A 24,721-nucleotide genomic window follows, 5' to 3' on the forward strand; every position below is an offset into this window, starting at 1 on the left:
CTATTCGGCGGCGCTGCGGGCGCCGCTGGTGAGACCCAGGACCGGCGCGGTGGTGATCCGGATATCGCCCATCGTGGTGTCCGCGCCGAGCGGATCGCGCCAGATGTTCCAGACCGGGGACATATCGAGATGGCCCATGTACTCGATATTCGCGCCCTCGGCGTACTCGCCGTCGCGGAAACCCTCGGCTTCGCCGACGATGGTGCTGGTCGCTGTGCGGGTCTGCGTGCCGGAAGTCTCTTCCACGTCGGTCAGGCCGGCCATGATCCTGGTGAAGGACTGCTCATTGGTATCGCTTTCGTGTTCCTCGGTGAGGGTGCTCGCGTGCGCGAAGTATTCCTCGGAGCCGATGTAGTCCTTGTACATACGGGAGACCAGGGTCAGGAACCGCTCGTAGGCCCGTCGATAGGTGTATTCGTGGAAGGCCAGGGCGTCGGCTTCGCTCATCTCGCCACGCAGGTAGGTCGCGATGGACGCGGCCGCGGTGAGCCCGCCGTAGGTGGCCAGGTGCACCCCCGTGGACAGCAGCGGATCGAGAAACAGCGCGGAATCACCGACCAGCGCGTAGCCGGGACCCCAGAGCCGGTCCGAGACATAGGAGTAGTCCTGCTCGGCGCGCACCTCGGCGATCTGTTCCGCGCCGTCGACCAATTTCTGCATCGCCGGTGTGTCACGGATGATGGCGTGGTAATACGCCTCCCGGGAACCGTATTCACGGACCCGTTCGGCGGCGATCTTGGTGGAGATCACGTAGCCGACGCTGTGTTTCCCGCTCGCGAGCGGAATGTTCCAGAACCAGCCGCCCTCCGAGGTGGACACGACATTGATCGCGCCTTCCGGACTGTCCGGGTGCAGCCGTGCGCCCCTCCAGTACGACCAGATCCCGATATTGCGGAACCCGTTGTGCACCCGCCGCATCTTGAAATGCTTCGCCAGCAGCCCGGCGCGGCCCGACGCGTCGACCAGAAAGTCGAACTCGGTGGTCCGGACCGTGTCTTCGCCGGCGAGTACCCATTCGACCGCGGTGGGGCGTTCGTCGTCGTCGAAGACAACGCGCTTCACCGCGGCACCCTCGATCACCTCGGCGCCCTGGTCGGCGGCGTTGCGTAGCAGGATCTCATCGAATTCGGCACGGTCGACCTGCCACGACCAGGCCTCGGCATCCACCAGCGCCGCCCAGTTCAGCAACCAGGTGTCGTCCTGCCACTGGAAATACCCGCCGCGTTTCACCTGGAACCCGTGCGCCGCCACCTTGTCGTAGGCGCCCGAGAGGCGAAGCGTCGACAATACCGAAGCCAGCAGCGACTCTCCGATGTGATAGCGGGGGAATGTATCCCGCTCCAGGAGGGTCACCCGAATTCCTGCCCGGGCGAGCAATGCTGCCGTGGTCGACCCGGCCGGGCCTCCGCCGATGATCAGAACATGCGGATCGTGCGCCATAGCTGACTCCTGGATCAACTGAACGAACCATGAGGTCCGCCACCGGCGGCCGGACCGACCCGGGGTCCATGGCCCGGAATCGCGATGCCGCAGGTGGTTTCGAACAGAATGGCGCCTAGGAGAGTGTATCAGCGCACGCACAATTGTGCGTGCATCCGTACTACGTATCTGCACGAATAATAAAGAGCGTTAAGACCCGTCGGCCCACCGTAGGGACCCCCCGGCCGAGCCGCCTCCACGGCCTGTACCCGCGATGGAGGCAGGCCGCGGCGAGGGCGGAGCCTGCAATCGGCGGAGGCCGTGGCGAAGGCGGAGGTATCGCCCCTCCCGGCGGCACGGGCCAACCGCCGGGTGGGGCGAATCGGGGACGGCCCTCGCCCGGCGGGTCAACCCCGGCTGATCTCCGGTGACCGGACGAGCGACGCGATGGTCGCGGCGCCCTGTTCGGCCTCCTCGGCCTTGTTACGACCGAAACCGCACGCGGCGGCCACCCCGTAGGCGGTGGTATCGCGGGCCTGCTCGAACAGCGCCAGCGCCTGCGCGCTCCGGTCGGGGTCGTCGGTGGAGACCACGCCCGCGATCACTCGCCATTCGGGCCCGAGTTCGCGCAGCGGCGCATAGAACTCGGGGTCGACCGGCGCGGGGTGGGCGCCGTACGCGCACGGGATATGCACCCGGGGAACAGGCACTCCGCGTTCGGCGAGGCGGCGTCCGGTACGGCCGAGCAGGGCGACGGCGGGTGCCAGATTCTTCGGGCTGAGCAGACTCTCGTGCTGGTAGTCGCCGTAACACAGGTGCACGATGGTATCGGTCTCGACACCGTGCTCACGATCGACCTCGTGCACCTTCTCCAGGAATCCGGCGAGTTGTCCCGCGACCACCGGCGCCAGCGCCCCCAGCGCCCCCAGTTGCTGCGCCTTGACCATGCTCAGCAGCGAGATCGGGGTTTCCACCTGCCAGACGATCAGATCGCCGTGCCGGCGGCGTACCTCACGCATCTCCTGCAGCACCGCCTCGGTGAACACCGGGAGATTCCGCACCGCGGTGAGGGCCAGATTCGCGCGCCGCAATGCCAGTCCGACCGGCAGTCCGGTGGCCACGGCGCCACCGGCGTGGACGAACATGGCGAGATCCAGCGGATGGGGCTGGCTGAGCTGGAGTTTGGTTCCGGCCAGTTCGGGCCGGTCGCGTAGGAACGACTCGAAGGCCGTCACCACTTCGCCGATCCGTTCGACCCGGTTCATCGAGACATCTTGCGGTTCGAGGGTCCGGCCGGCCCGGACGCCGTAGGTGGGGAAATCGGAGTATCCGTCGAATCCGCCCGGACGCAATACCTCCAGGGTGTCGGTGCGGTTCCCGAGGTCCTTCAGATATGCCAGGATCCAGTCGGGATCCAAGTCGCAAGGGATCGCGGTGACGGGGCGGCCCTCGGTGTGCGCCGCGAACCAGTCCAGGACGCCACGATCACCTCCTGTCATCAGTTCAGCGGGGAGGCTACCTACAAAATGCGCGTACCTGGTCATGCGTCACTCTTCTGTCGCCCGGCAGGAAGGCGACCGGCCCGGCGCCGATCGCCCGAGGTGGTCGACACGCATCCGGCCGATCGTCGTCGACGACAATGTGCCGCATGGTGTCTCACGCCACTGTCCGATGATAGCCGCTACACATGGTCGAGCGGGCCGCTCTCGGGGACCGGATCCGGCGAATCGCCTCGCCTGCCGGCCGCCCCGGAATCCGACACGCTAGACGATCCCCTGCGACCGCAGCGCCGCCACCTCGGCCGCGGATTTCCCGAGCAGACCGGAGTACACCTCGTCGTTGTGCTGGCCCGGCCGTGCCGACCCGGCGTTGCGGATTGTCCCCGGGGTCGCCGACAGCACAGGTACGACGCCCGGACCCTTCACATTCCGTTCGATGCGCTCGTCGTAGTGGTCGGCGATCATGCCACGCGCGTTCAGCTGCGGGTCGGTGACCACCTCGGCGACGGTGTTGATGGGCCCGCTGATCACCCCGGCTTCGCCGAGCGTCGCGATGATCTCCCCCGGCTGTCGCCGCGCCGCCCATTCGCCGATGATCGCATCGAGTTCGTCCTGGTTGCGGCCGCGTGCGGTGTGGTTCGCGAATCGTTCGTCGGTGGCCAGTTCCGGTTTTTCCATTGCCGCGCAGAGCCGGCGGAACACCGTGTCCTGGTTGGCTGCGATCACCACCCAGCTTCCGTCGGCGGTGCGGTAGATATTGGACGGCGCGATACCTTCCAGCCGGGTACCCGACGGGCCGCGGACCACACCGCCGATGTCGTAGTCGGGGATGGTGGACTCCTGCACCGCCAGGCAGGCCTCGGTGAGCGCGGCGTCGACGATCTGCCCCTCCCCGGTGACAGTGCGCCGGTACAACGCCGCCAGCGCCCCCTGGGCGGCGAACATCCCGGCCAGGCTGTCGCCGAGGGAGAGGGCGAGCCGCGGCGGCGGGCCGCCGGGGAAACCGTTCATATGGCGCAGGCCGCTGGCCGCTTCGGCGACCGAGGCATATCCGGCCTTGCGTGCCTCCGGGCCGGTCTGCCCGTACCCGGATACCCGGACCAGGATGATGCCCCGATTGCGTTCCCGCAGTATGTCGTAGCCGAGACCCCAGCGTTCCAGTGTGCCCGGACGCAGGTTCTCCACGATGATGTCGGATTTCGCGGCGAGTTCCAGGAACAGGTCCCGGCCCGCGTCCTCCCGCAGGTTCAGCGTCACAGCTTTCTTGTTGCGCGCGTGCACGGTCCAGAAGAAATGATGTCCGTCGAGTTCGGCCTGACCCCAGGTGCGCAGCGGGTCCGGGGCGTCCGGAGGCTCGAGTTTGATCACCTCGGCGCCCATATCACCGAGTAGGCGGCCGGCGAAGGGGCCGGAGATCAGCGTACCGATCTCGAGTACCCGGATACCGTCGAGCGCACCGGTTGTCGCGGAGTCCATCGCGGCATTATCTCCGGTGGCCACGGGGGCAGGGCCGAGGGGTGGCGCGGGAGCGCCACGCGCTGCGCTCCGGCGCCACCCGCCGGTCATTCGCCTGCCTCGGCAAAGGGGCGCTGTCGGCCATCAGAGAGGCGGACAGCGAGGGGCCCGAGAGTTTCCGCGGGGACGGCGCCACGTCGGACTGCCCCAGGGCATGACAGTCGGCGGCGAGATCTTCACCTCTCGGCCGGGGAAGCTCGGTGAGGAAGCGGAAATATCCGAACCGGCGACCGGCGGTCGTGTGGTCGCGGAGGCCATGGCTGGTGTCCGTCAACTCGGTCGAGCCGCTGGATGAGCGTTGCCATCACGCCACTGACAGTTTTGCTCATTGCTGGTGCTTTACGATGATGCGGATATCCGCCGGCACGATGCCCCCCGGGCCGGCGAGCACCGGGTTGAGGTCGAGTTCCGCGATCTCCGGATGCGTCGCGATGAGCCGACTCACCCGGACCAGCAAGGTGGTGAGTTCGTCCCGCCCGACCGGCGGCCCACCTCGGAAACCGTCCAGGAGCCGGTCGATTCGAGTCTCGGCGATCATCTCGGCAACTTCGAGCTCGCTGCATGGTGCGGCCCGGAAAGCCACATCATCCAGCACTTCGACCAGCGTTCCGCCGGCGCCGAAGGCGATCACCGGACCGAACACCGGATCGCGGGTCGCACCGATGAGGAGTTCGAGCGCGTCGTGACGCATGGGGGTGACCACGAAGCCGGTGATGCGGGCGCCGGGCACGGCCGCGGTGACCGTACTGATCATTTCGGTCGCCGTGGAGGCCGCGTTTTCAGCCGTGACGTCCAAGCGGACACCGCCCGCGTCGGACTTGTGTATGACGTCGGGGGAAACGATCCGCACCGCGCACGGGCAACCGAAATCCGTTACCGCCCGATCGACCTGCTCCACACCGTCTACAAAGGTCCAAGGCCCGGTCACGATACCGGTTTCTTCCAGAAACCGTCGCGCGGCCGGTTCGGGTAGCAGGCCGGATTCGAGCAGCGGTGCGGCAGGTGGCGGGAGCCGCAGGCTGGAGCGTGCCGTAGCGGTCGCCGCCCGATTCCGGCGGCGGTCCAGCGCAGCCACCGCCCTGGCCGCGAGCTCGATGGACGCCGTGACCGGGACCCCACCGGAGCGCAGGCTGTCGAGATTCGCGATCTGTTCCCCTGCGTAGCACGACTGCACCAGGAGCGGAACCCGGTGCCGAGCGGACAGGGCCAGCAAATGCTCGGCCGTCGTATCCTCCACGGCTTCCAGCCGTGCGTCGAAGCGGCGATGGTAGCCACCGAACAACCCGATGATCAGTAAGGATCCGACGTTCGGATCACGCATCAGCAGTTCGGTGGCGGCCGCGAATACCGATGGGTCGGCATCGGTCGCGCCTGCCACGTCCACCGGACCGTCGACTGCGGCGTTCGGCCCGAGTAAGGCGCGCAGCGCGGCGGTGGTCTCGGGCCGCAGCGCGGCGATTTGCACATCGTGCCCGGCGAGCGCGTCTACTGCCAGAGCGGCGTGACCGCCGCCGTCACTGAGAATGATCGGCCGACCGTTGACGCGCGCGGGCGGCAGCGTAGCCAGTGCGCCGGCAATGACAGCGAGTTCGTCCGAACGCGAGACCAATTCGATTCCGGCCTGCTTCAGGACCGCCGTCGCGACCGCGTCCGGCGCGGCGACCGCTCCGGTATGTGAGGCGACAGTGCGCTGCCCCGCGGCCGAACGACCGCCCCGCAGCATCACCACCGGGGTGTGGGCTGCGGCCCGGGCCGCGGCGACCAACACGGCGCGACCATCGGTGAACCCCTCTACGTGTACAGCCACCGCGGCCGTCCCCGCCTGCTCCGAGAGTGCGGTAAGGCATTCCGCATAGCTGATATCGGCCTGGTTGCCGAGGCCGAGACAGATATGGAATCCCGGGCCACCGGCGGCCTCTGCGTCGCGGACGAGCGACAGCAACATGTTCCCGCTCTGGGTGACCGCGCTGATCGGTCCCCGGGGTACATGGGAGAGTCCGATCAAATTCGCCCTGGACTCGGTGTTCAATAGCCCGGAGGTATTGGGTCCGATGACGCGGATACCGGTTTCTGCGACTACCGCGGCCAGTTCCGCCGCGGCCGCCGCGCCCTGGTCGCCTGTCTCGGCGAAGCCGTTCGCGAGCACCACAGCCCCCGCTACCCCGGCCGCAGCGCATTCGCGCAGTGTTTGAGCGACACCGGCACCCGGCACCGCGACCACCGCGATATCGACTCCGGAGGGCAGCGCGGCGGCGCTGGCGAGTACGGGTACACCGAGTATCTCGCGCGCGGTGGGGTTGACCGGATAGACCGGGTGCGGGTAACCCGAGTCGCGCAACGCGCGCAGGATCTGGTGTCCGCGTTTGGCGGGATCAGCGGAGGCGCCGATCACCGCGATAGCCTGCGGGTCCAGTAGGCGCTGCAATACGTCACGGTCCCCACCAGGAGAGTTCTGATCGGCCGGAGCGGGTCCAAGGGGGGCATAGCGTGGTACCGCCGCGATCCGGAATGTCTCAGTCATCACTCGCCCCGGAACACAGGGGTCCGGCGCTGGGCGAATGCCGCGACACCTTCGGCCCAGTCGGCGGTTTCCATGAGCGCGAGCAGATCCCGCGGTTCGGTACCGAATGCGGCGTCGACGGGGTCGGCGCGGTAGAGAGCGGCTTTCATCCGCGCCACCGACAGTGGCGCCTGTTCGGCAAGCCGCTCGGCAAGCTCGAGCGCCGCCGGGTACACCCGGTCCGGGCCGACCACGCTGTGCGCGAGGCCCCATTCCAGTGCCTGGGTGCCGGTAAACCGCTCACCGAGCAGCAGCAGATCGGTCGCGCGGCGCAGTCCGACCAGCCGCGGCAGGCGATGGGTGATCCCGCCCCCGACGAAGGTACCGAGGCTCACTTCGGGGAATCCCATGAGCGCATCGTCGGCGAGTACGAGAAAATCGCTGCTGACCGCCAGTTCGGCCCCGGCGCCGAACGCGTAACCGTGCACTGCGGCCACGACCGGGGTGCTGCCGGATTGGATCAACCGGCACACATCCTGCCCGAGCCGGACATAGTGTTCCCGGTCTTCTCTGGTGCGGGCACCGGAGCCGTGCTCTTTCAAATCCGCGCCCACACAGAACGCGCGCCCCGAACCGGTGAGCAGGACACAGCGGATCCGTGAGTCGGTCTCGGCCAGGTGCAGAGCAGCGATCAAAGTCTGGTAGAGTTCTTCGTTCACCGCGTTGAGTCGGTCGGGACGGTTCAAGGTGAGCACAAGTGTGCTGCCGCGCCGGTCGATGAGGACCGCTGCCGCGGTATCTTCCGTCGCTACGGCGTCCGGGCAGTCCGGGGTGGGCCCGGCCTGCGGTGGCGTCGAGAGGTGAGGCGAATCGGTCATCGGATGGTTTCCTTTTCGGTGAGCATTCGGGGCACGCGAGGACCTTTCCGGCCACGTGCCCGACCGGCCAGCCGGTGCGCGACCAGTGAGAGCGCGATATTGGTGACGACGTACAGGGCGGCGGCGCCCAGATAGAGCTGGAGCGAGTACTGACTGCCGTAGTACTCGACCAGCGACCGCCCCGAGCGCAGCAGCTCGGTGTAACCGATGATGTAGCCGAGTGAGGTGTCCTTGAGCAGAATCACCAGCTGGCTGACCAATATGGGAAGCATGGCGGGGATCGCCTGCGGCAGCAGGACGCGCCAGAACACCACCGCCGGATGCACACCGAGCGCGGCCGCGGCCTCACGCTGGCCGCGACCCACGGCGTCGATACCACTGCGGAATATCTCGCACAGCACTGCGGAGTTGTAGGCCACCAGCGCGAGTACCACTACCTGCAGCAAGCTCAGTTCCACACCCAACCGGGGCAGTCCGAGGGCAGCGAACAACATGAGCAGTAGCAAGGGGACACCGCGCAGCAGTTCCACCACCGCCCCGACGATCGTCCGCACCGGCGGTATCGGAGACATTCGTCCCACGGCCAGTGCGAGGCCGACACCCACTGCCAGGACCATGGCCAGCAGGGCAGCGCGCAATGTCGCCAGATAGCCGCGCCACAATGTCTGCGGTACTCCGGTGTCGGGATCGGCGAGAATCGCCCAGTCCTGCGGATCCAGATGACCCTGACCCTGCAGTCGACGCAGCAACGCTACGGCCAGCCCGAGACCCAACGCAGCGATGACTACCGAAATCCACCGGACGCGGCGGGCGCCCTGCGGACCGAGCGGGTCGTACAGGAATGTGCTGTCGCTCATCGGACCACCACCGACCGCCGTTCCAGCACGCGGAAGAGAGCGGCGGACCCCAGCGTGATCACCAGATACGCCGCGGCGACCGACAGCAGCACGGGGATCACAGCAGCGGGTTCGAGGAAGTTGATCCGCTGGCTCGCCGCAGTCAGTTCGAGGACGCCGAAACCTGCGGCCACCGAAGTGTTCTTGACCAAGGCGATCCAGATACTCGCCAGCGGTGGTACCACCGCGCGCAGCGCCTGTGGGACCAGCACATAGCGCATCGACCCGAGAAATGACAGCCCCAGCGCGCGAGCTGCCTCGGCTTGCCCCCGGCCGACCGTGCGCACCCCGGCGCGGATCGCCTCGGCTACGAATGCGGCGGTGTAGCAACCCAGGGCGGTAATCGCTGTGATCGGGTAGCTCGGTAGCAGGACGCCCATCTCCGGTAAGACGAAGACCATAAGGAAGAAGACGATGGTGAGCGGCGTATTGCGCACCAGCTCCACATAAGCCGCGCCGAGGTGGCGCAGCAGCGGTACCGGGGACAGCCGGGCCAGGCCGACCAGAAGTCCCACTACCGCCGCCGCGGCCCCACCGCCGATGGCGAGGGTCAGGGTCAGCATGGCGGCCCGGCCGAGCAGGCCGGCATGGTGGGTGAGAATTTGCACGGTGCGGATCTCCTGTCGCGGCGCAGTTCAGTAGCGGTCCAGGTCGGGCGGGGCGGGTGCGGGACCGAGGATCCGGCCCGCGGTCCGGTCCCAGGCCGCCGCCCAGCTTCCGTCCTGGAAGGCGCTGCGCAGTAGGTTGTCGATAAAAGCCACCAGATCTGCGTGCCCGCGGGCGACGCCGATTCCGTAGGGCTCGTCACTGAAGGTCGTGTCGACGAGGTCGAACGCCTCCATATCGCGGCTCCGGAGCCCGGCGAGGATGGTGTTGTCCGTGGTCACCGCCGAGACCTGCCCATTCTTCAACGCCTGGGCGCATTTGCTGTAGGAGTCGAACAGCACGTGTTCGGCCGCGGGAGCCACTCGGCGGATCGTGGAGGATGACGCCGACCCCTCGACGGCGCACACCCTCCGACCGGGAAGATCCGCTGGGCCGGTGATCCGGTCCGGGTTTCCCGCCCGGACCAGCAACGACTGTCCGGCAACGAAATAGGGGCCCGCGAAATCAATGATCTGTTTCCGCGCGTCGGTGATCGTGTATGTGGCGATCACCAGGTCGACCCGGCCCTGCTGGAGGAACGGATCACGGTTGGCGGAGACCGTCTCCACCCAGTCGATGTGATCGGCCGGGATACCGAGGCGGGCCGCGATGAGTTTGCCCATTTCGGCGTCGAAACCCTCGGGCCGACCGGTGATCGGATTACGCAGCCCGAACAGCGGCTGATCGAGTTTGGTGCCGATCCGTAAGGCGCCGGCCTCGTGTAACCGATACATGGTCGAATCGGGGGCGAAGGATACGGTGGTGTCCACCGGTGGTTGGTGGTCGGAGGTGTCGATGCTCGGTGCCCCGGAATCGCAGGCAGCAGCGAGTAGTACGGCGACGGCGAACAGGAGGCCGGTACGGAGCGCGAGGCTGCGGCGGAAATCGGAAGCCGGCACAGCGCGGCGGAGTGCAATGTTCACGATCGTCGGTCCTCAGTGGGGCAATACCTTGGCCAGGAACTCCTTGGCCCTGTCGCTGGCGGGGGCGGTGAAGAAAACTTCCGGCGTGTTCTCCTCGACGACGGCACCGTCGGCGAGGAAGATCACGCGGTCGGCGCAGGCCCGCGCGAACCCCATCTCGTGGGTCACCACCACCATGGTCATCCCTTCCGTGGCAAGCGCTTTCATGACGTCGAGTACTTCGCCCACCATTTCGGGATCCAGCGCGCTGGTGGGTTCATCGAACAGAACGAGTCGGGGGCGCATGGCGAGACAGCGTGCGATGGCCACGCGCTGTTGCTGACCGCCCGACAGCTGCGGTGGGTAGGACCCGGCCTTATCCGGTAGACCGACTCGGGCCAGGAGATCACGGGCACGTCGTTCCGCGGTCCGGCGGTCGATTCCCTGGACCCGGATGGGCGCGAAAGCAATGTTCTCCAGCGCTGTCATATGTGGAAACAGCTCGAATGATTGGAACACCATGCCGATCTCGGCGCGGACCCGGCGCAGAGCCGTCCCTTCGGCGGGGAGGGGCCTGCCGCAATACTCGACATTGCCTGCGTCGATGGTCTCGAGCCGGTTGATCGTCCGGCACAATGTGGACTTCCCCGACCCGGACGGCCCGACCACCACTACGAGTTCCCCTTCGGTGATCGCGAGGTCGATATCGCGGAGAACCGGAGTATCCCCGTACCTCTTGCACACACCACGAAGCTCGACGAGGGGGGCGGTGGTCGCGGGGGCGAGATCCGAGCCACAGAATAATCTCATGAGCATCCTAGTAGTCGAGGAAGGCCTCTTGGGACGACAGTGATTGCAACCGGATTTGCAGCATACCGATATATTGCAACTATAATTTCCTATCGCTGGGAAGATGGTTCTCCCGAAACCCACCTGGGCAAGATGAGGGTATGAAGCTGGAACGTATGATTGACAGTCCACAGACGTTCGCCGAGCTGCTCATCGAGCTGCGGGCACGGCGCGATAATTTATCCGCGGCGCACCGGAAGCTCGCCGACCGGGTCATGGCCGATCCGGAAGCGGTCGCGTTCATGACCGTCTCGGAGCTGGCGTCGGTCACCGGGGTAAACGAGGCGACCGTGGTGCGGTTCGCGACAGCCTTCGGTCTCCAAGGGTTCCCGGGACTGACCCGCTTGTGCCGTGAATGGTTACGCGAGCAGGCCCAACTGTTGCGGCGCTTCGACAACCTCGAACAACTGGCGGATAACGAGGGCGGTGTAATACCCCGCGCACTGGCCTACGATCAGGCCAATCTCGTCCGAACCTTCGCGCGCGTGGACGAGTCCGCTTGGGAGTCGGCCGTCGACCGTCTGGCCACGGCAGACCGAGTGCACGTCATGGGCCTGCGCAAATGTCATACGCCGGCATATCTGCTTGCCTATCTGCTGAAAATGTTGCGAGAAGACGTGTCCCTGATAACCGCCGCGGCCGGCGCGCTCACCGATGACCTGCGCGCGGTTCGGCCCGGGGATTGCTTCGTGGCCATATCGATACACCGCTATACAGCCGACACCGTCCGGTCCGCACAGTGGGCGCAGGCGGCGGGCGCCCATGTGGTCGCGCTGACCGATAATCATGCCTCACCACTGGTGTCGAGCGCGCACGATGTTTTCTTCGTCGACGCGTCTGCCGCGACGGTGCTGCGTTCCATGACCGGATTCGTCGCATTGGTGCAAGCGCTGGTGGCCGAAGTGGCCCGGCGCAACGGACGGGAAGCGCGCGCGTCCCTGTTGCAGGAAGAGCAACTCTTGAGCGATTTCCAGGTGTACGCGGCGGAGCCCTCGAAATGAACCCGGCACCTCATTACCGTCGCCCATCGGGACCGCCACCCGTCGACCAGAACCGACTATACCTGCGCAGTGGACACCGCGTACCCCCTACGACGGGCCATCAACTGGGTCGATGTCGGTCCTCGAGTGAGTTGCGAAGGGTCGGTTCGCCACTCAGGAAGTTCTATGACCACTTCGCGCCCGCCATGGCCGGCCGGTTGCCCATGGTTGCTGTCCCCGGTGGAGTTTGCGCCGCATCTCCGCGGCGTGTTCTTTCGTCAGCTCGTAGAATTCGACTGCGGTCAGGAAATCCAGCGTTCCGGGCCCCTCGAACAGGCGCGTGGCGGTGCTGCGGAGGAAATCTCTGTGGTCTCTGCGCATATCCGCATTTTCGAGAGTCCAGGTCGAGGGGTAGCTGTATCCCTTTCCGGAATCGGGGTCCATGAAGCCGGCGTTACCCAGCATTCTTTTCGCGAACGCTTCCTTGACGGTCGATTCGGACCGTTCACCATCGTCCATTATCGGCCGCAGATCGGGGTGGGCATCGATGAATTCCAACGCTTCCATGAAAGAGCGGAGGCGTACGCCCTTTTCCCTGGCGGCTCTGCTGAGGATCAGGTCCGGTGAGTATCGGGCGGACATATTGTCTTCGACTGCCAAGCGGCAGCTGTCCATGACGGCTTCGGGTTCGGACAGCGTTTGCAGGTCGATGCCCGCGACAGCTTGCACAAGATAATCCAGGTCTTCTCTACCTGCCTGTGTGCCGGTACTTTCGGAATGTCGTGCCCAGCACTATTTTTCGCAAACGTTTGGCTCGCCAGGGGGCATAACCTGATGCGAGCGCATGTGCCTCGAGGAGGGCGGCCGACCGTAGTTCGTCGAAACCTTTCGGATTGTCGCTGCGGCGACCGTTACCGTAGACAGCGTCGCTGTAGACCTCGGCCACCATTACGTCGAGTCGATCCTGGAGAGTGATCGGTACGCCCTGGGCAGTGAGGTTGTCCAGATGTTTCTGGAGAAGACGCAGGTCCCCCAGTACCCCGGCGCCGTTGTGATAGGTCGCGAGCGTGCCGTGGTCGGCGTGTTCCAGGTCGCCGATGATCTGGTTCTCCACGATCTCGCCGTCGCGCAAGAGGTCCGGGTGTCCACCGTAGAGTGTGTATGTAGTGTGCAGGCCGTTGGCCGCGAGCCGGATGGCGCGCTTCACCTCCGCATGCTCGGCCGGACTCAGATTCTCGAACAGTGTGTCCGGCAACGTCGAGCGGATGAGTTCGATTTCTCGTGCTATCACATGGTCCGGTAAGGGTCCTCGGCTCTGGTCGAGCAGCCGGTGGCGGATACGATTCAGCTCCGCCATATCGCGTGCGGAACCGTTCCGATGCATCCGGGCGAACTCGTAGGGCAGGCTGACGAACCGCACTCCGTCCGGAGTAACCCGGGTATGGTGGGCGAGTTCGGAGTGGGACAGGCCCTCGCCCGGTTCGGTGCTCACAATGAGCGCACCTCGCACGAGCAGGGCGGAGGACCCATCTGCCGCTGGCCGTGCCGACCATCCGGATTGCCGGCCCAAGTAGGTGAAGGCTTTTTCCGACACCGAAATCTCGACCTTCTCGGGCCGGTCCTCAGGCGACGAAGAGGGCATCTCCCGGCCGAGGGCCAGATCAATGGCGCCCCTGCCGACTACGACCGCCTCATGGGCCATCCGGTCGGTTCTGCTCCACGGCGTGGGCCGCGGCGGCTTCTGTGCGCTCGGGGACTCCACTCGGCTCCCGCCGAGTGCGCTACGCACTTTCACTAAGAACTGGGCGAATACGCCATCGTCCGCGGGCGACGGCTCCGCCGAGGGAACGGGAACGGGACCCGGCTCGCTGCTGCCCTGATCCTCGGTCGGGCCCAGGACTTTGCCGTTCCGGCGGGGGGCTTCCTGGCTGGGATCGTGCGGATACAGGTTGGTGAGGTTGTCCTGCTCGTCGGTGGTGAGGAATGCGACGAAGGCATTTTGGACAGGCTGGGGCCTGTCCCATTTCTCGAGGATGCGAACGCGGGGGATGCGCTCGGGATCACCGGGGTCGGTGTGAGGGTCGCCGGGATTGGTGATGTTGGTGTCGAAGACGACGATATGCCCGCCCGGCTTGTTGTCGGTAGTGGTGATCGTGATTGCGTGCATCTTCTCGCCGACGTCAAGGACCGCGGTGTCGGCTCCGTCTTCGAGATTGCGGACGGCGTCGATGGTTTTGGTGACGGGGTCCTCGGTGTCGGGATCGGCATCGATCTTCACCAGTTGGGTGGCGATGGCTCTGCGCAGATGCTCCGGGCTCTTCTGCCATTTCCTCGGTTTCACACCCGTATCGAGACCGAGCGCCCAAACTGCCTGGTATGTCTGGTTGATGCAGTCCAGCAGCTTATGGCCTTTGAACAGCCACCGGTAGAAATACCAGCCCGCGGACGCGCTGGACGCCAAGGCCACGGACGCACCGGTGGCCTCGGCCCCCAACAGCGCTATACCACCACCAGCCACCACCGGACCGAGCGAGAGTGCGCTCACGGCCGTCACACCGCTGATCGATTTCGACCGTCCGAGCACTTCGTTCGGGGTTGTGTTGTTGATGTACGTTTGGAGGGGCACCTGAACCGTGCCGAATGTGGCCCAGGTGGCCGCAAACCCCGCCGCCGCTACCCAGGGATTGCCGGTGGTTGCCTGGAGTATCGCGGGCCCGGCCACACCGGCCAATTTTGCCGCAAGCAGCGCGTCGATACTGGTCGTCGCCAGCCACTTCTTGCGTACAGCGCTCCCGACCACCGCCCCCATCGGGGCAATGGCCATTACCGCTCCCTGGTCCCACACCGACAGACCGGCGTTGCTCATCAGCAGGGGGAATTGAATACTCTGCAAACCCAAATAGAAATCGAGGAGAGCCGCGTTGATGTTGTTACGCCGCAGTATGGGCTGCTCCTGGACCGCATGCCAGCCTCCGGCGAGGGACTTGCGCATAAAGACCCACGCGTTTTCCCCGTCATTCCGTTCCGCTGCCGGTTTGAACGACGGTAACCCGGACAGGGTCGCCAGATTCACCAAGTTCGCAGTGACTCCGGTGGCCGGACCCGTCCAGGCGCCGGCTGTCAACAGGATGGGCGCGAGCCCTTGTCCCGCAACGCGGGTGAGTTGCCGGTTGAGCATGGTGAAGCGGGTCAGTCCGGCTTGCGCGTCGCCCTTGCCGATCATTCGGTTGAGCGTCGCGTAGATTGCGGTCTCGTAGAGGGCAGAGGCACCCGCCCTGAGCAGTGTTGTTCCGACGAGTACGGGGACCGAGTACGGCGAGTCGGCCGCAAGAACGATGAACCCTACCAACCCTCCCGCGGCGCTGGTGAGCTGGCTGATTACCAGCCATTTCTTCGGGTGGGCATGGTCGGCCACAGGACCCGAGGCCAATACACCGCCGATGTAGGGCAATTTCAACACCCACCCGATGGCTCCGGCCGTACCCGGACCGACCTGCTGCAGGAAGTACAGCTGCGTCATCGTATCCGTGACCCAGAAGCCGGTCAAGTTGACGGATTCGCCGAAGAGACGTGCGAGCAAACCGTGGTCGTCCCGGACCCGCTGCGCCAGAGAGTCGCTCTTCGCGGGTTCTTTGGTTTCCGCTTCTTCTGTACTGCTTGGTTTTCCGGGGTCCTCACCCGACGTGTTCGTCGCGGAGGATTCGGGTTCGTGCTCGTTACCGGGTTCTGGTTTGCCGAGCAGGGGCGGCATCCGCGGCGGGGCCTGCCCCGGTGGCTCACCCAATGGCTCACTCAGATCAGTAACGATCGGATCGACCGCAACACCACGAGCATCGAACTCGATAACCCGGGAGTGGGACACCACGCCAGCCGCCCGCTGCGGGTCGAACACCACCGGATACGACTCATGAACCGGATCGAGCTCCAGCAACTCACCGTGATGATTCACCACCAGATACGCATGGCCGTGATCACCGACACCGGTGTAGGCGTCGAACACCACCACCGCCCGGCCATGATTGGCCAACCGCTGCTCCCACGTCACCGGCCGGCCCTCGAGGGCACCGAAAAGCCTCGCCTCGATGGACCGATGCCCGGCCACCCCCTGCCCGACATACCTGGCATGCCCACCGAACAGAAACGACAAACTGGCAGGTTCCGACTCCGGTTTCTCGGCAGTAACCCTCGGCACCCCCACCGCACGAACACGCTGCGCCAAGACCGGATCCGCACTACGCACCGAATGAAACAAATCGTTCAACATCATCGCCAGCGCCGGACCACACACCACACCGTCCCGGACCAGAACCCCGGTCCTCTTATCACGCTCCCCGATGACGTTCCCGTCCGTGTCACGCCCCGCCCGGGCATCCCACGACTCGAGCGTGTCCCGCAACTGCCGAGCACCCTCCACCCCGTCACCACGGACCTGCTCGGTGAGTTCCAGCAACCGCTCGACCGCACCGGCCAACCCCGCTTCCAGCGGTCGCGGCATACCGGCCAGCAGCAGAGACAACCCCACCGTCAGAGTCTCGACCTGCCGAGGTTCGAAAGGATCCCTGACCTCCACACGATCCAAACCCAGACGTGCCCGCTCATCATTGAGCCGACCCACCACATCATCGAACAGCTCCCCCCACCGATACTCCCGCGCCACCCGCCCGGCCAGCACCCCCGACTCCACAAACGCCACAGCATCCGACCCGTGCCCCCGCGACCGATCCGAATCCGACCCACCGACCTGCCCAACCAAACCCTCCGCACCCGGCGCACGAACCGCGGAGTCCTCATCGGTGGCAGCGTGATCGGTCCCTCTACCTTGGTTCAGCGGGTCCTCGGCCGATGACAATATCCGCGGGTCGGTGGCGGCTGTGTCCACCGTCAGCGCACTCGCCGCTCCCTGCCCGGTGGCCGGTTTTACGGGCGCCGTGCTGATTTCGTGTGATGTGCCGTCGATCGGGGAGTGCCGATCGAGCGGAGGATGCCCGTCGGTGAGGGGGTTGACCGGGGTGTCGCCCTGGTGTGCCGTGTGCAGGCGCTGCGTGAGTATCTCGACCGCGGCCGTTTGAGGTGCGGTGAGGTGCTGGGTCCGGCGAAGGGTGTCCAGTGCTTCTTCGATGAGTGCCCGGTCCGTGACCGGCAAGCCGAGGGTTGCCTCATGCAGCGCGTTCTGTGCTTTCTCCCGCAACCAGTCGTCGGTGTCCCGGCCTTCGGGGAGCTGCCGGCCGCCGAGTTCCGCAGCCCGGAAGCCGGCGGCGCTGATCGACTCCGCCAATCGGAGAACCGGCTCAGTGGGAACTTTTTTCTCCCGATCCCACCCCAGCATGTCGAATGCGTGCGCGAGGTCGGTGGGGCCGAATTGTCGCTCGAGTGCATCGGTCACCTCCGCATTGGCGTCCGCGGCTGCACGCGCCGGCGCGGCCGTCCCGCCACTCGCCGGCTCGTCGAGGTTGCCCGACGCCACCGGTTGCCCAGCAGGGGTTTTCGCTGTGTCGGTGAGGGCCGCTCCGATGGGTATCTGTGGTGTGTGGGTGGTGGTACCCGTTGCGCGGGGTGGCGGATGCACCGGTTGCTGCGTTTCCGGGCTGTGCGGATCGGCGGGTGGAGCATGCGCGCGGTAGGTGCTCGGGTTCCGCGATTCGAGCAGGTCCCTTTCGACCGCGTCCTTCATTGCTGGGATGGCTTGATCTCGCAGAAGAGCTTCGGCGTCGTTCAGGCGCGTCTCGGCCTGATCCAGTTCGGCTCGGGTGGTCGCGGTGCCCTCGGCCTGGTGATTCGTCGTGGCGGAATGGAACTCCTCCACCGCGGTCTGGTATCGGACGACCTGCTGGACGACACCGTGGTCGACCACGCGGCCGCGGAAATCTTCGGGTGAGATGTAGTGCACCGCCGAACCCGGGGTGCCACCGTGTTGCCGGTCGTCGCCGAACCCACTACGCCCGGCACGGCCGTCGACCTGTTCGTTCACGCGGGGCGAATACGCCGGTCCGCCACTGACCTTGACGTTCACGCCGCCCAATGCCACCGACTCCTTGCTGGGTGTCGGGTCGGCGCCGCGGCCGCCGTCCTTATTGGTGATGTAGATGGAGCCCGGTTCCCCGAATTCCTTGATCTTCTGCCTGACCAAGGCTTCGGCTTGTGCATTGCTGCCACCGTGCTCGGCGTAGAAATCCGCATCGACCACTTCGAATTTCAGCTCGAAGCCATCACCGTATTCCTCTTTGGTGACGCGCGTGATCCAGTCGATGAGTCCTGATCTCCCGGTTTCCGGATCACCTCTGATTTCGCCGTTGTCCATACAGACAACCCACTGCGGATTTCCGGTCTGATTCTCGTCGACTACTTTGGCGTCGGCGACGATATCACGGGCCATCCGTTCGAGTTTCGCTTGCGTGTTCTCCGCGAATTCGGGCGGGGCCACCGTAAGTTTCGAATCGTAGAATCGTGGGATCTCCGGCACCGGCCCGACACCGTAGGTGTCGTACAGTGCGTTCTCCACACCCTTGAGCGTTCCCGACAGACCAGAGGGCTCGAAAAGAAGTTTACTGCCGATCAACTGCTGATCCGACATCCGTAATGAATGCTCCTGATCGGCGCGGACCGGCACACCCTCTTTGAGGTCGACGAATTGGCCGATATCCTGCCATCGGACCTCGGTCGACTTTTCTCGATCCCACATCGGCTTATCATTGGTCTCGGAACCGAGAATGCCGATTTTTCCCTCACCATCGGATTCGGTGATCTTGATGTAGTGCGTACCTTTTTCCACTCCCCACCGGGCGTTCGCGGCATCGGCGAAGAGCTTCATCTCCGCAGGGGCGACGGGATCACCGGCCACCCGGTTGAGCTTCTCCAGTGCGGCCGGGGTCGTCTTCGACGACCACATTCCCCGGGTATTGTCCGGTTTGCCGAAATCACTTGCTGTCAAGGCGTACTCACGCTCGGCAGTCGTCAACCGGTCCCATATCTGTTCCAGCCTCGCAACATCCGCGGGAGGCGCGTTCTCCGCGGCCCCCGGCGACAGCACACATTCGGTGTTCCCGTCGAAGATACTGTCGAGTTCATCGATCGTGTGCTTCCCGGCCGGGAACGGATCGAAGCGGTCGTCCAAGCCCCCTTCCCGTGCGGTGGTATCGAGCCGGGCCTTGATGTCGTCGATCGACGGCTTCGTATTCAGCCACTCACGCAATGCCGTCGCGTCGCCGGGTGCGGCAGCTGTCGCCTCGATCTTGCCGATCATCGAATCCGCGGCTTTCAACGCCCGGAACTGATAATCCTCCTTCGTGCCCACAATGATCCGGCGACGGTCCCCCGACGGTTCCGGAAGCACGTTGTCCTGATCCATCCGGTACACATCGATCCCGAGGTCGACACCCGGCCGCTCGATGAAGTGCTGCAACTCCCCCGCCAGTTCTCCGGCCAGCAGATCGCTACTGGTCCATGCGTGCGCAGTGCCGTGATCGGTGGCGTCGGTGACCAGTTTCATGACCGTCACAAGGGTTTTGCCCTCACCGGTCTGCATATCGACCGGACCGTGCTTCATTGCCAGGAAGGCCGCGACCTGTGTCTCCCGCGCCACTCGGTGCCGGTCGTCGCCGCGGCGAATCCACTCGGTCATCGCCGCCACGCGCTCCTCCGTGGAGCCGCGCGTCATCCTGGTGATCAACGTTTCCGGTGCGGCCGTCTCCATCGGGTTGCCACCCTCGCGCTTGCTCATTATCTCCCGCTGGGCGCCGATCGCACGAGCCGCTTCCAAGGAAGCACGTACCCGCTCTTTGGCCACTGCGTCGAAGACCGCGTCCCGATCGGTGAGCGACCCGGCCTCGAATCTTTTCATCAGCGCAATACCGGCCGTATCCGAGAGCGCGACCGACTCGCGAGCCACCGTCGCCAGCACCGAGTCGTGCTCGGCCACCGCCGCCTCGTATACGGCCTGACTCTCGGCCAGGTCCGCCCGCGCCTGCCGGAGGTGTTCCTTGGCCGTCCGCGCCGCGTCCGCTGCCACGCGGTCCTCCGGTGAGCTGTGGCCGAGCAGATCACGCGCCCGCTCGCCGATGCTGCGGCGGGTGCCGTGTTCGGTCTCCGCCGCCGTCCGTGCCGCGGCCTCCCGCCGCTGCAATTCGGCGTGCGCGGACTGTTCCCGTTCCGCTGCCTCGGCGACCCGTCGCCGCTGGTCTGCGCGCAACGCCTCGTTGTGCTGCTTCTCCTCTGTGAGACGCTGCCGTGTGGCGGTTTTCCCGTCCTCGGCCTCCGGTTTCCCGGTCCGCCGCGCGGCGCTCTCATGCTCTCCCGCGGGGTCGGGATGTTTCGGAGACCGAGATATCCCGGTCTCCGAGGACGGCTCAGGGGTGGATCTCGGGGGAACGTCGTCGCCGGTTCTCGCGGTAACGCGTGCTGGTATGTCATTGCCGGTACCGGGCCTCGACGCCGGTTCGGCGGCCGCCCTGCGCTGTTGCGGCGCTGCGCCGGACCTATCGGGGGAGATCGAATTCTTCGGTGGCGCCGATTCGGCGGACGAACCAGTGCCGGACAGCCCTGATCGTGGCTGCGTGTCCGATGCGGAGGTCCCAGGCAGACGGCCCTCACGGTCCTGCCCGGGTGACCCGGGCCGGGAGACGGGGTCGGGACGCGCGTGGTGCGGATCGCCGTCAACGAGCTGCTGTGTCCGTGGTGGCGATCCTTCGGGGGTGGCCCGGGCAGTGTTTCCCTCCCCTGCCGCCGCGGGCGAGGGGAGGGGTTGCTGCTGTTCGGCACCGATCTCGGCAGGATGCTGCCGCGACTCGTCGGCGGTAGCGGCATCGGTGCGGTGCCGGGTGCCGCCCCGATCAACGGTCTCGTCCGGCGCAATGGCGCGTTGCGGAGCCTCAGGGAAATCGTCCGATCCGGTGTGGGCGCCGGCCGACTCGCTGTCGGCGGGGTGCGGGCGGATCTCCGGGGTCTCGTTGGGCGTGTCGTCAGGCCCGGGCGATGGTATCGGCCGGTTCGGCTGGGCTGGGTGGCCGGACGGCCCCGGCGCTGAGCCGTGGTCGCCACCTCGATCCGCGGGGCGCGCTGCGACCTCGGGGTTCGGAGCGGGTACTGGACCCTGGCCCCGACCGGAGTGTTCTCCGCCGGTGTCCGGATCTGCCGGGTGCGGAGAAGCATCGACAGGATCACGGTTGTTGCGCGTGGCAGACCGCTCGGTCGCAGCACCCGCCCCGGGCACGACACTATTGTCCGGTGACTCTGCTCGGAGCGGTCGCGCCGGGCCATCGGCGGGACCCTGCACCGGACGGCGGTCGGCACCGGTAGCACCGGGCCCAGGCCCGGCTGCCGCACCGGGCGGCACATCGGTTTCGGCGCGACGGGGTTGTTCGGAGGCGGCGGGGGCGAGCGCTTCGACCTGTGATTCGGTAGCGGTTCCGGAGTGTGGCGAGGCCGATTCTGCCCGATCCGAAGGTGCAGGGTCGGGCCTGGGGAACGTCCTGTCTTCCCCAAGGTTGGGTGGGGGTGGCGTAGTGTCGCGGATGGTGCGGGCGGCATGACCGGCGGCGCCGAGGAATCCGCCGGTGACCGCGGGAAGCAGTCCCTCGCTGAATGCCTCACGGGTGAATGCCTCGCCGGACAGCGCCAGCGAGACGCCGACACCCGCGATACCGCCGGCGAGTCCGGCAGCACCACCGACCAGAGCCGTACCGCCGACCTGTACGGCCACGCGCCCGGCGGTACCGCGGACGCGGCCGGCCAAGGCCGAGGTCGCTGGAACGATATAGCGGCTCCCCGCCGACTGACCTATCACCGCGCCGACCAGGTTACCGACGCCACCCGAAAGCGCCGCGATGCCCGCCGACTCCAGGTCGAGCGATTCGCGGTCACCGTCGTGGATCTGCTCCAGCTGCGCCGCAGCGTGGATGCCGCCACCTTGAAGCACACCGAAAAACGCCGCATTGCGGGCCAATACCAGGGCGCTGCGTTCTGCCGCATACGTCCCGCCCTGCATGGCAATGTATTGTAGAAACTTCTGCGTAACGACTTGCAGAGCGGTTTTCGTCCGCATCGTAGCCAGGTAGGCTTCGATCGCACCGCCGGCAGCGAACATGGCCGCGGCGTGCAGCAGCGTCCAGGACAGGATCACCGCAAAGCCGATGACAGTCCACTTCTGCAACTCGAAATTGTTTGCAGACTCATACAACTGCGCGGCCAGCGTGTAGTTGGCTTTGGACTGGTTGCGATAATCTCCAGCCACCCGTTTGTAGTTGGCTTCTATCGCGTCACCGGCGCGACCGTGGATGTCAGCGTGCCGCTGTGCCGCCTTGGCCTCTATGTACTCCGCCTTTTCGGCACAGGATTCGGCCCTTTCCGAATAGGCTTCGGCCATTCGACGCATGGCGTCTTCGTCGGCGAGCGGAAAGTGTCCCACCACGACATTCACCACCACGGGAGGCAGCCATGACGGCAAATGTAGCGTCATCGGTGTACCGAGCCTGTCAACCGCCGTTGCGCAGAAAGGCGCGGATATCGCGGAGGCCGGGTGTCCCCGGCACGATATCCGGGAGATCGAGCATATCGGCGATATCGTCGGCGACGATGGCCTCGTTGTGCTCACGGGCGTAGACCGCGGCTTGCTGCACCACCTCGACAATGGCGTGGGCGAGTGCCTCCGGAGACTTCCGCAAGGCGGACGTGGTGAGCGTGAGGTCGGTCAGCACGCCGCCGGCATCGATGGTTACCTCGATCGAATGATCTGGGGAATGGGCTTGAAAGCGAGCAGCCTCGAGCTGCCGAAATGCCTCGGAGAGTAGCGGTCGTTGCCGCTCGAAGGCGTCGAGGAGATGCTCGACGTGATTACGCAGACGGTTGTCGGCCGAACGTAAGACTTCAAGTTCCCTGCGGTCCATCTCAGACCTCCTTCCTATACCCCGCGTCAGATGGCGGAGGACTGACAGCACCACCGCCACGGCGGAACCGATCGGGCACCTTCACACTGCTCGCCGTTACCTCAGTGCCGGTCCAGTTGTGCCATCGCCACCAGCAAGCGGTGCAACGCCTTCGCCGGGCCACTTGCCTTGTCGCCGTGCAGTTCGACAGCGGCGAACCCTGCGGCCAACGCCCGATCGGGAGAAAGCATCCGGTGGTCGAAGCAGGAGCTGCCGAGCTGCGACCGCCAGCGCTTGTAGCCGTCGACGACACGACCCAGATTGCTCCCCTTGGTGCCACTCATCCGCAGGTATTCGGCGATCAGCGTGCGTTGCGCCTCCCGCTGTGCCCGCCGCCCGCAGAGAAGGTCGAGCACATGACCGAACTCGAGCATCATCGTCGCGTACATCGGGCGCGCCGGGAGCGTACTGCCTGTCGCCCGCGAATGAACGGCCAGCAATCCGGGGTCCGCCGCCCCGGCGCGGTCGATGACTATCCACGGTTTTGGAGAATGCGCCGGCACGGGTACCGCCGAGCGCGATGAGGAGGCCGGCCCCCGGTCTTCGACTCGCGCCAAGGCGCCGCCGACTGCGATCTCGATCCCATGCAGTGTGATCGCATATTTCGTCACGGCGATGTCCACCGCGTCGGCCATCTCCTGGACTGTCGGTACGGTGATGCCCGAGGTTTCGAAGCCGGTGATCTCGAGACCGTGCCGCGCCGCCATCTCACGCGCGATCTGCAGGGCCTCGGCATCGGTCGGCCGAGGTGGCCGGGCGCCGGCGGATTCGCGAGGCCGGGATACGGAGCCACTCTTCTCCTTCGCAGGTGGAGGCGAGTCCGATGGACGACCGGTCGGCCGCCGCGGGGAGACGGGTGGTGGCGTCTCTCTTCCTACGAGGTCGGCCGCGTTCGGCGCCTTCGACCACGGCGCGCCCGGCGGCTTGCGAGATTCGCCCGCCGACGACGAGACAGAAACGGCGGGCGCGGCCGGTGGTCTCGTGTGCGTCCTCGGCGAAGGCGTCGTCGGGCCGGTGTCCGTGGCAGGTTTCAGCGGTGGGGTCGGGCGCGAAGTTTCGGTCCGGGCAGCAGCGGTAGGCCGCGGCGGTGCTTGTCCTGGGTTCCGGCTGCTCTCGGAGCCCTCACCAGGAGACGCCGACCCGGCGGGTAGTTCCGGCTGTCCCGGTCCCGTCGATTGGTTCGGAACCGTGCCGGACGCAGGAGCCGGCCGGCCGGTATCGGAGCCGGAGCCCGCCGGCCGGCCGGGATCCGCCGTGGGCGCGGTGCGCTGCCGGGTAGTCCGGCCGACCGTCGGATCACCAGCCGCCGGTCGCGATTCGAGGGGTCGGCGTGCGGGGCTGTCGTCGGGTTTCGGGTAACCGGCCGGGCGGGAGAACGTCGAGCCGCCCCGGTCAGCACTCGCGAGGGCGCCGCCGACCGGAGACGACCGGCCGGCGTGCAGGCTACCTTCGACATCCTGATTCTCGAACGTGTCGGCGGCCTGCTGGATGCCGGCGCTCATGGCGCGGAGACTCGCTGCGAGATTTTCGAAACCGGTCATGCTCTGCTTCGCGCCGGGCAGATACGTCCGAGCGAAGACCTTGCCCGGCGCGTCGTGGCCCCAGCACTCGCCTTCGCGAGCGAGGTCGGCCTGCAGATCCGCCACCATGCGCGCCGTCTCCTCAGCGAGCTGTTGCAACTCGAGTGCCGACGCGCGCAACTCGACAGGATCGACTCGTAGA

The 24,721-nt window shown here is 66.2% G+C and carries 17 protein-coding genes; 4 read left to right on the forward strand and 13 right to left on the reverse strand.

The window, feature by feature from the left end; genetic code table 11:
* The 9 genes from ACLML9_RS11500 to ACLML9_RS11540 all read right to left on the reverse strand — a co-directional run bounded on the left by ACLML9_RS11500 (position 1) and on the right by ACLML9_RS11540 (position 11,064).
* Positions 1 to 1,440, reverse strand: a complete 1,440-nt coding sequence (locus tag ACLML9_RS11500; RefSeq protein ID WP_411945496.1) for an NAD(P)/FAD-dependent oxidoreductase — start codon at positions 1,438 to 1,440, stop codon at positions 1 to 3.
* A 386-nt stretch (positions 1,441 to 1,826) separates the two neighbouring features.
* Positions 1,827 to 2,918: a hypothetical protein gene (locus ACLML9_RS11505; RefSeq protein WP_411945497.1), complete on the reverse strand. Its 1,092-nt coding sequence runs from the start codon at positions 2,916 to 2,918 to the stop codon at positions 1,827 to 1,829.
* Between the two features lie 264 nt (positions 2,919 to 3,182).
* Positions 3,183 to 4,394: a CaiB/BaiF CoA transferase family protein gene (locus ACLML9_RS11510; RefSeq protein ID WP_411945498.1), complete on the reverse strand. Its 1,212-nt coding sequence runs from the start codon at positions 4,392 to 4,394 to the stop codon at positions 3,183 to 3,185.
* A gap of 364 nt (positions 4,395 to 4,758) precedes the next feature.
* The gene (locus tag ACLML9_RS11515; protein ID WP_411945499.1) at positions 4,759 to 6,954 is read right to left on the reverse strand and encodes an acetate--CoA ligase family protein; all 2,196 of its coding nucleotides are present in this window, start codon (positions 6,952 to 6,954) and stop codon (positions 4,759 to 4,761) included.
* Positions 6,954 to 7,811 carry an enoyl-CoA hydratase/isomerase family protein gene (locus ACLML9_RS11520; protein WP_411945500.1) on the reverse strand — a complete coding sequence of 286 codons (858 nt, stop codon included), beginning with the start codon at positions 7,809 to 7,811 and terminating at the stop codon, positions 6,954 to 6,956. Before ACLML9_RS11520 ends, ACLML9_RS11515 begins: the two co-directional genes overlap by 1 nt.
* A complete protein-coding gene (locus ACLML9_RS11525) occupies positions 7,808 to 8,668 on the reverse strand; it encodes an amino acid ABC transporter permease (RefSeq protein WP_411945501.1) in 861 nt (286 codons plus the stop codon). Before ACLML9_RS11525 ends, ACLML9_RS11520 begins: the two co-directional genes overlap by 4 nt.
* Complete coding sequence (locus ACLML9_RS11530; RefSeq protein WP_411945502.1) at positions 8,665 to 9,315, reverse strand: amino acid ABC transporter permease; 651 nt, start codon at positions 9,313 to 9,315, stop codon at positions 8,665 to 8,667. Before ACLML9_RS11530 ends, ACLML9_RS11525 begins: the two co-directional genes overlap by 4 nt.
* 27 nt (positions 9,316 to 9,342) lie before the next feature.
* A complete protein-coding gene (locus ACLML9_RS11535) occupies positions 9,343 to 10,275 on the reverse strand; it encodes a glutamate ABC transporter substrate-binding protein (protein WP_411945503.1) in 933 nt (310 codons plus the stop codon).
* A 12-nt stretch (positions 10,276 to 10,287) separates the two neighbouring features.
* The gene (locus ACLML9_RS11540) at positions 10,288 to 11,064 is read right to left on the reverse strand and encodes an amino acid ABC transporter ATP-binding protein (RefSeq protein ID WP_411945504.1); all 777 of its coding nucleotides are present in this window, start codon (positions 11,062 to 11,064) and stop codon (positions 10,288 to 10,290) included.
* Between the two features lie 140 nt (positions 11,065 to 11,204).
* Between ACLML9_RS11540 and ACLML9_RS11545 the strand changes: the two genes are divergently transcribed.
* Positions 11,205 to 12,104 (forward strand): MurR/RpiR family transcriptional regulator, encoded by a 900-nt coding sequence (locus ACLML9_RS11545; protein WP_411945505.1) that lies wholly within the window; start codon positions 11,205 to 11,207, stop codon positions 12,102 to 12,104.
* A 153-nt stretch (positions 12,105 to 12,257) separates the two neighbouring features.
* Here ACLML9_RS11545 and ACLML9_RS11550 read toward each other — a convergent pair whose 3' ends face one another.
* Both ACLML9_RS11550 and ACLML9_RS11555 read right to left on the reverse strand, forming a co-directional pair.
* Entirely contained in the window at positions 12,258 to 12,812 is a 555-nt protein-coding gene (locus tag ACLML9_RS11550) for a hypothetical protein (protein WP_411945506.1), read from the reverse strand.
* Positions 12,813 to 12,831: 19 nt separating this feature from the next.
* Positions 12,832 to 20,268: a hypothetical protein gene (locus tag ACLML9_RS11555; protein ID WP_411945507.1), complete on the reverse strand. Its 7,437-nt coding sequence runs from the start codon at positions 20,266 to 20,268 to the stop codon at positions 12,832 to 12,834.
* Between the two features lie 1,335 nt (positions 20,269 to 21,603).
* Between ACLML9_RS11555 and ACLML9_RS11560 the strand changes: the two genes are divergently transcribed.
* On the forward strand, positions 21,604 to 22,077 hold the full coding sequence (locus ACLML9_RS11560) for a hypothetical protein (protein ID WP_411945508.1): 474 nt from the start codon (positions 21,604 to 21,606) through the stop codon (positions 22,075 to 22,077).
* 18 nt (positions 22,078 to 22,095) lie between these two features.
* Positions 22,096 to 22,515: a hypothetical protein gene (locus ACLML9_RS11565; RefSeq protein ID WP_411945509.1), complete on the forward strand. Its 420-nt coding sequence runs from the start codon at positions 22,096 to 22,098 to the stop codon at positions 22,513 to 22,515.
* A 34-nt stretch (positions 22,516 to 22,549) separates the two neighbouring features.
* Here the strand turns inward: ACLML9_RS11565 and ACLML9_RS11570 are convergent, their stop codons facing one another.
* Complete coding sequence (locus ACLML9_RS11570) at positions 22,550 to 22,960, reverse strand: YbaB/EbfC family nucleoid-associated protein (RefSeq protein WP_411945510.1); 411 nt, start codon at positions 22,958 to 22,960, stop codon at positions 22,550 to 22,552.
* A 101-nt stretch (positions 22,961 to 23,061) separates the two neighbouring features.
* Positions 23,062 to 23,634, reverse strand: coding sequence for a hypothetical protein (locus tag ACLML9_RS11575; RefSeq protein WP_411945511.1), 573 nt, complete (start codon positions 23,632 to 23,634; stop codon positions 23,062 to 23,064).
* A gap of 801 nt (positions 23,635 to 24,435) precedes the next feature.
* Here ACLML9_RS11575 and ACLML9_RS11580 point away from each other — a divergent pair.
* On the forward strand, positions 24,436 to 24,720 hold the full coding sequence (locus ACLML9_RS11580; RefSeq protein WP_411945512.1) for a hypothetical protein: 285 nt from the start codon (positions 24,436 to 24,438) through the stop codon (positions 24,718 to 24,720).
* Position 24,721: the final 1 nt, after the last annotated feature.

The organism is Nocardia sp. NPDC002869 (assembly GCF_046764065.1).
Taxonomy (GTDB): domain Bacteria; phylum Actinomycetota; class Actinomycetes; order Mycobacteriales; family Mycobacteriaceae; genus Nocardia; species Nocardia rhamnosiphila.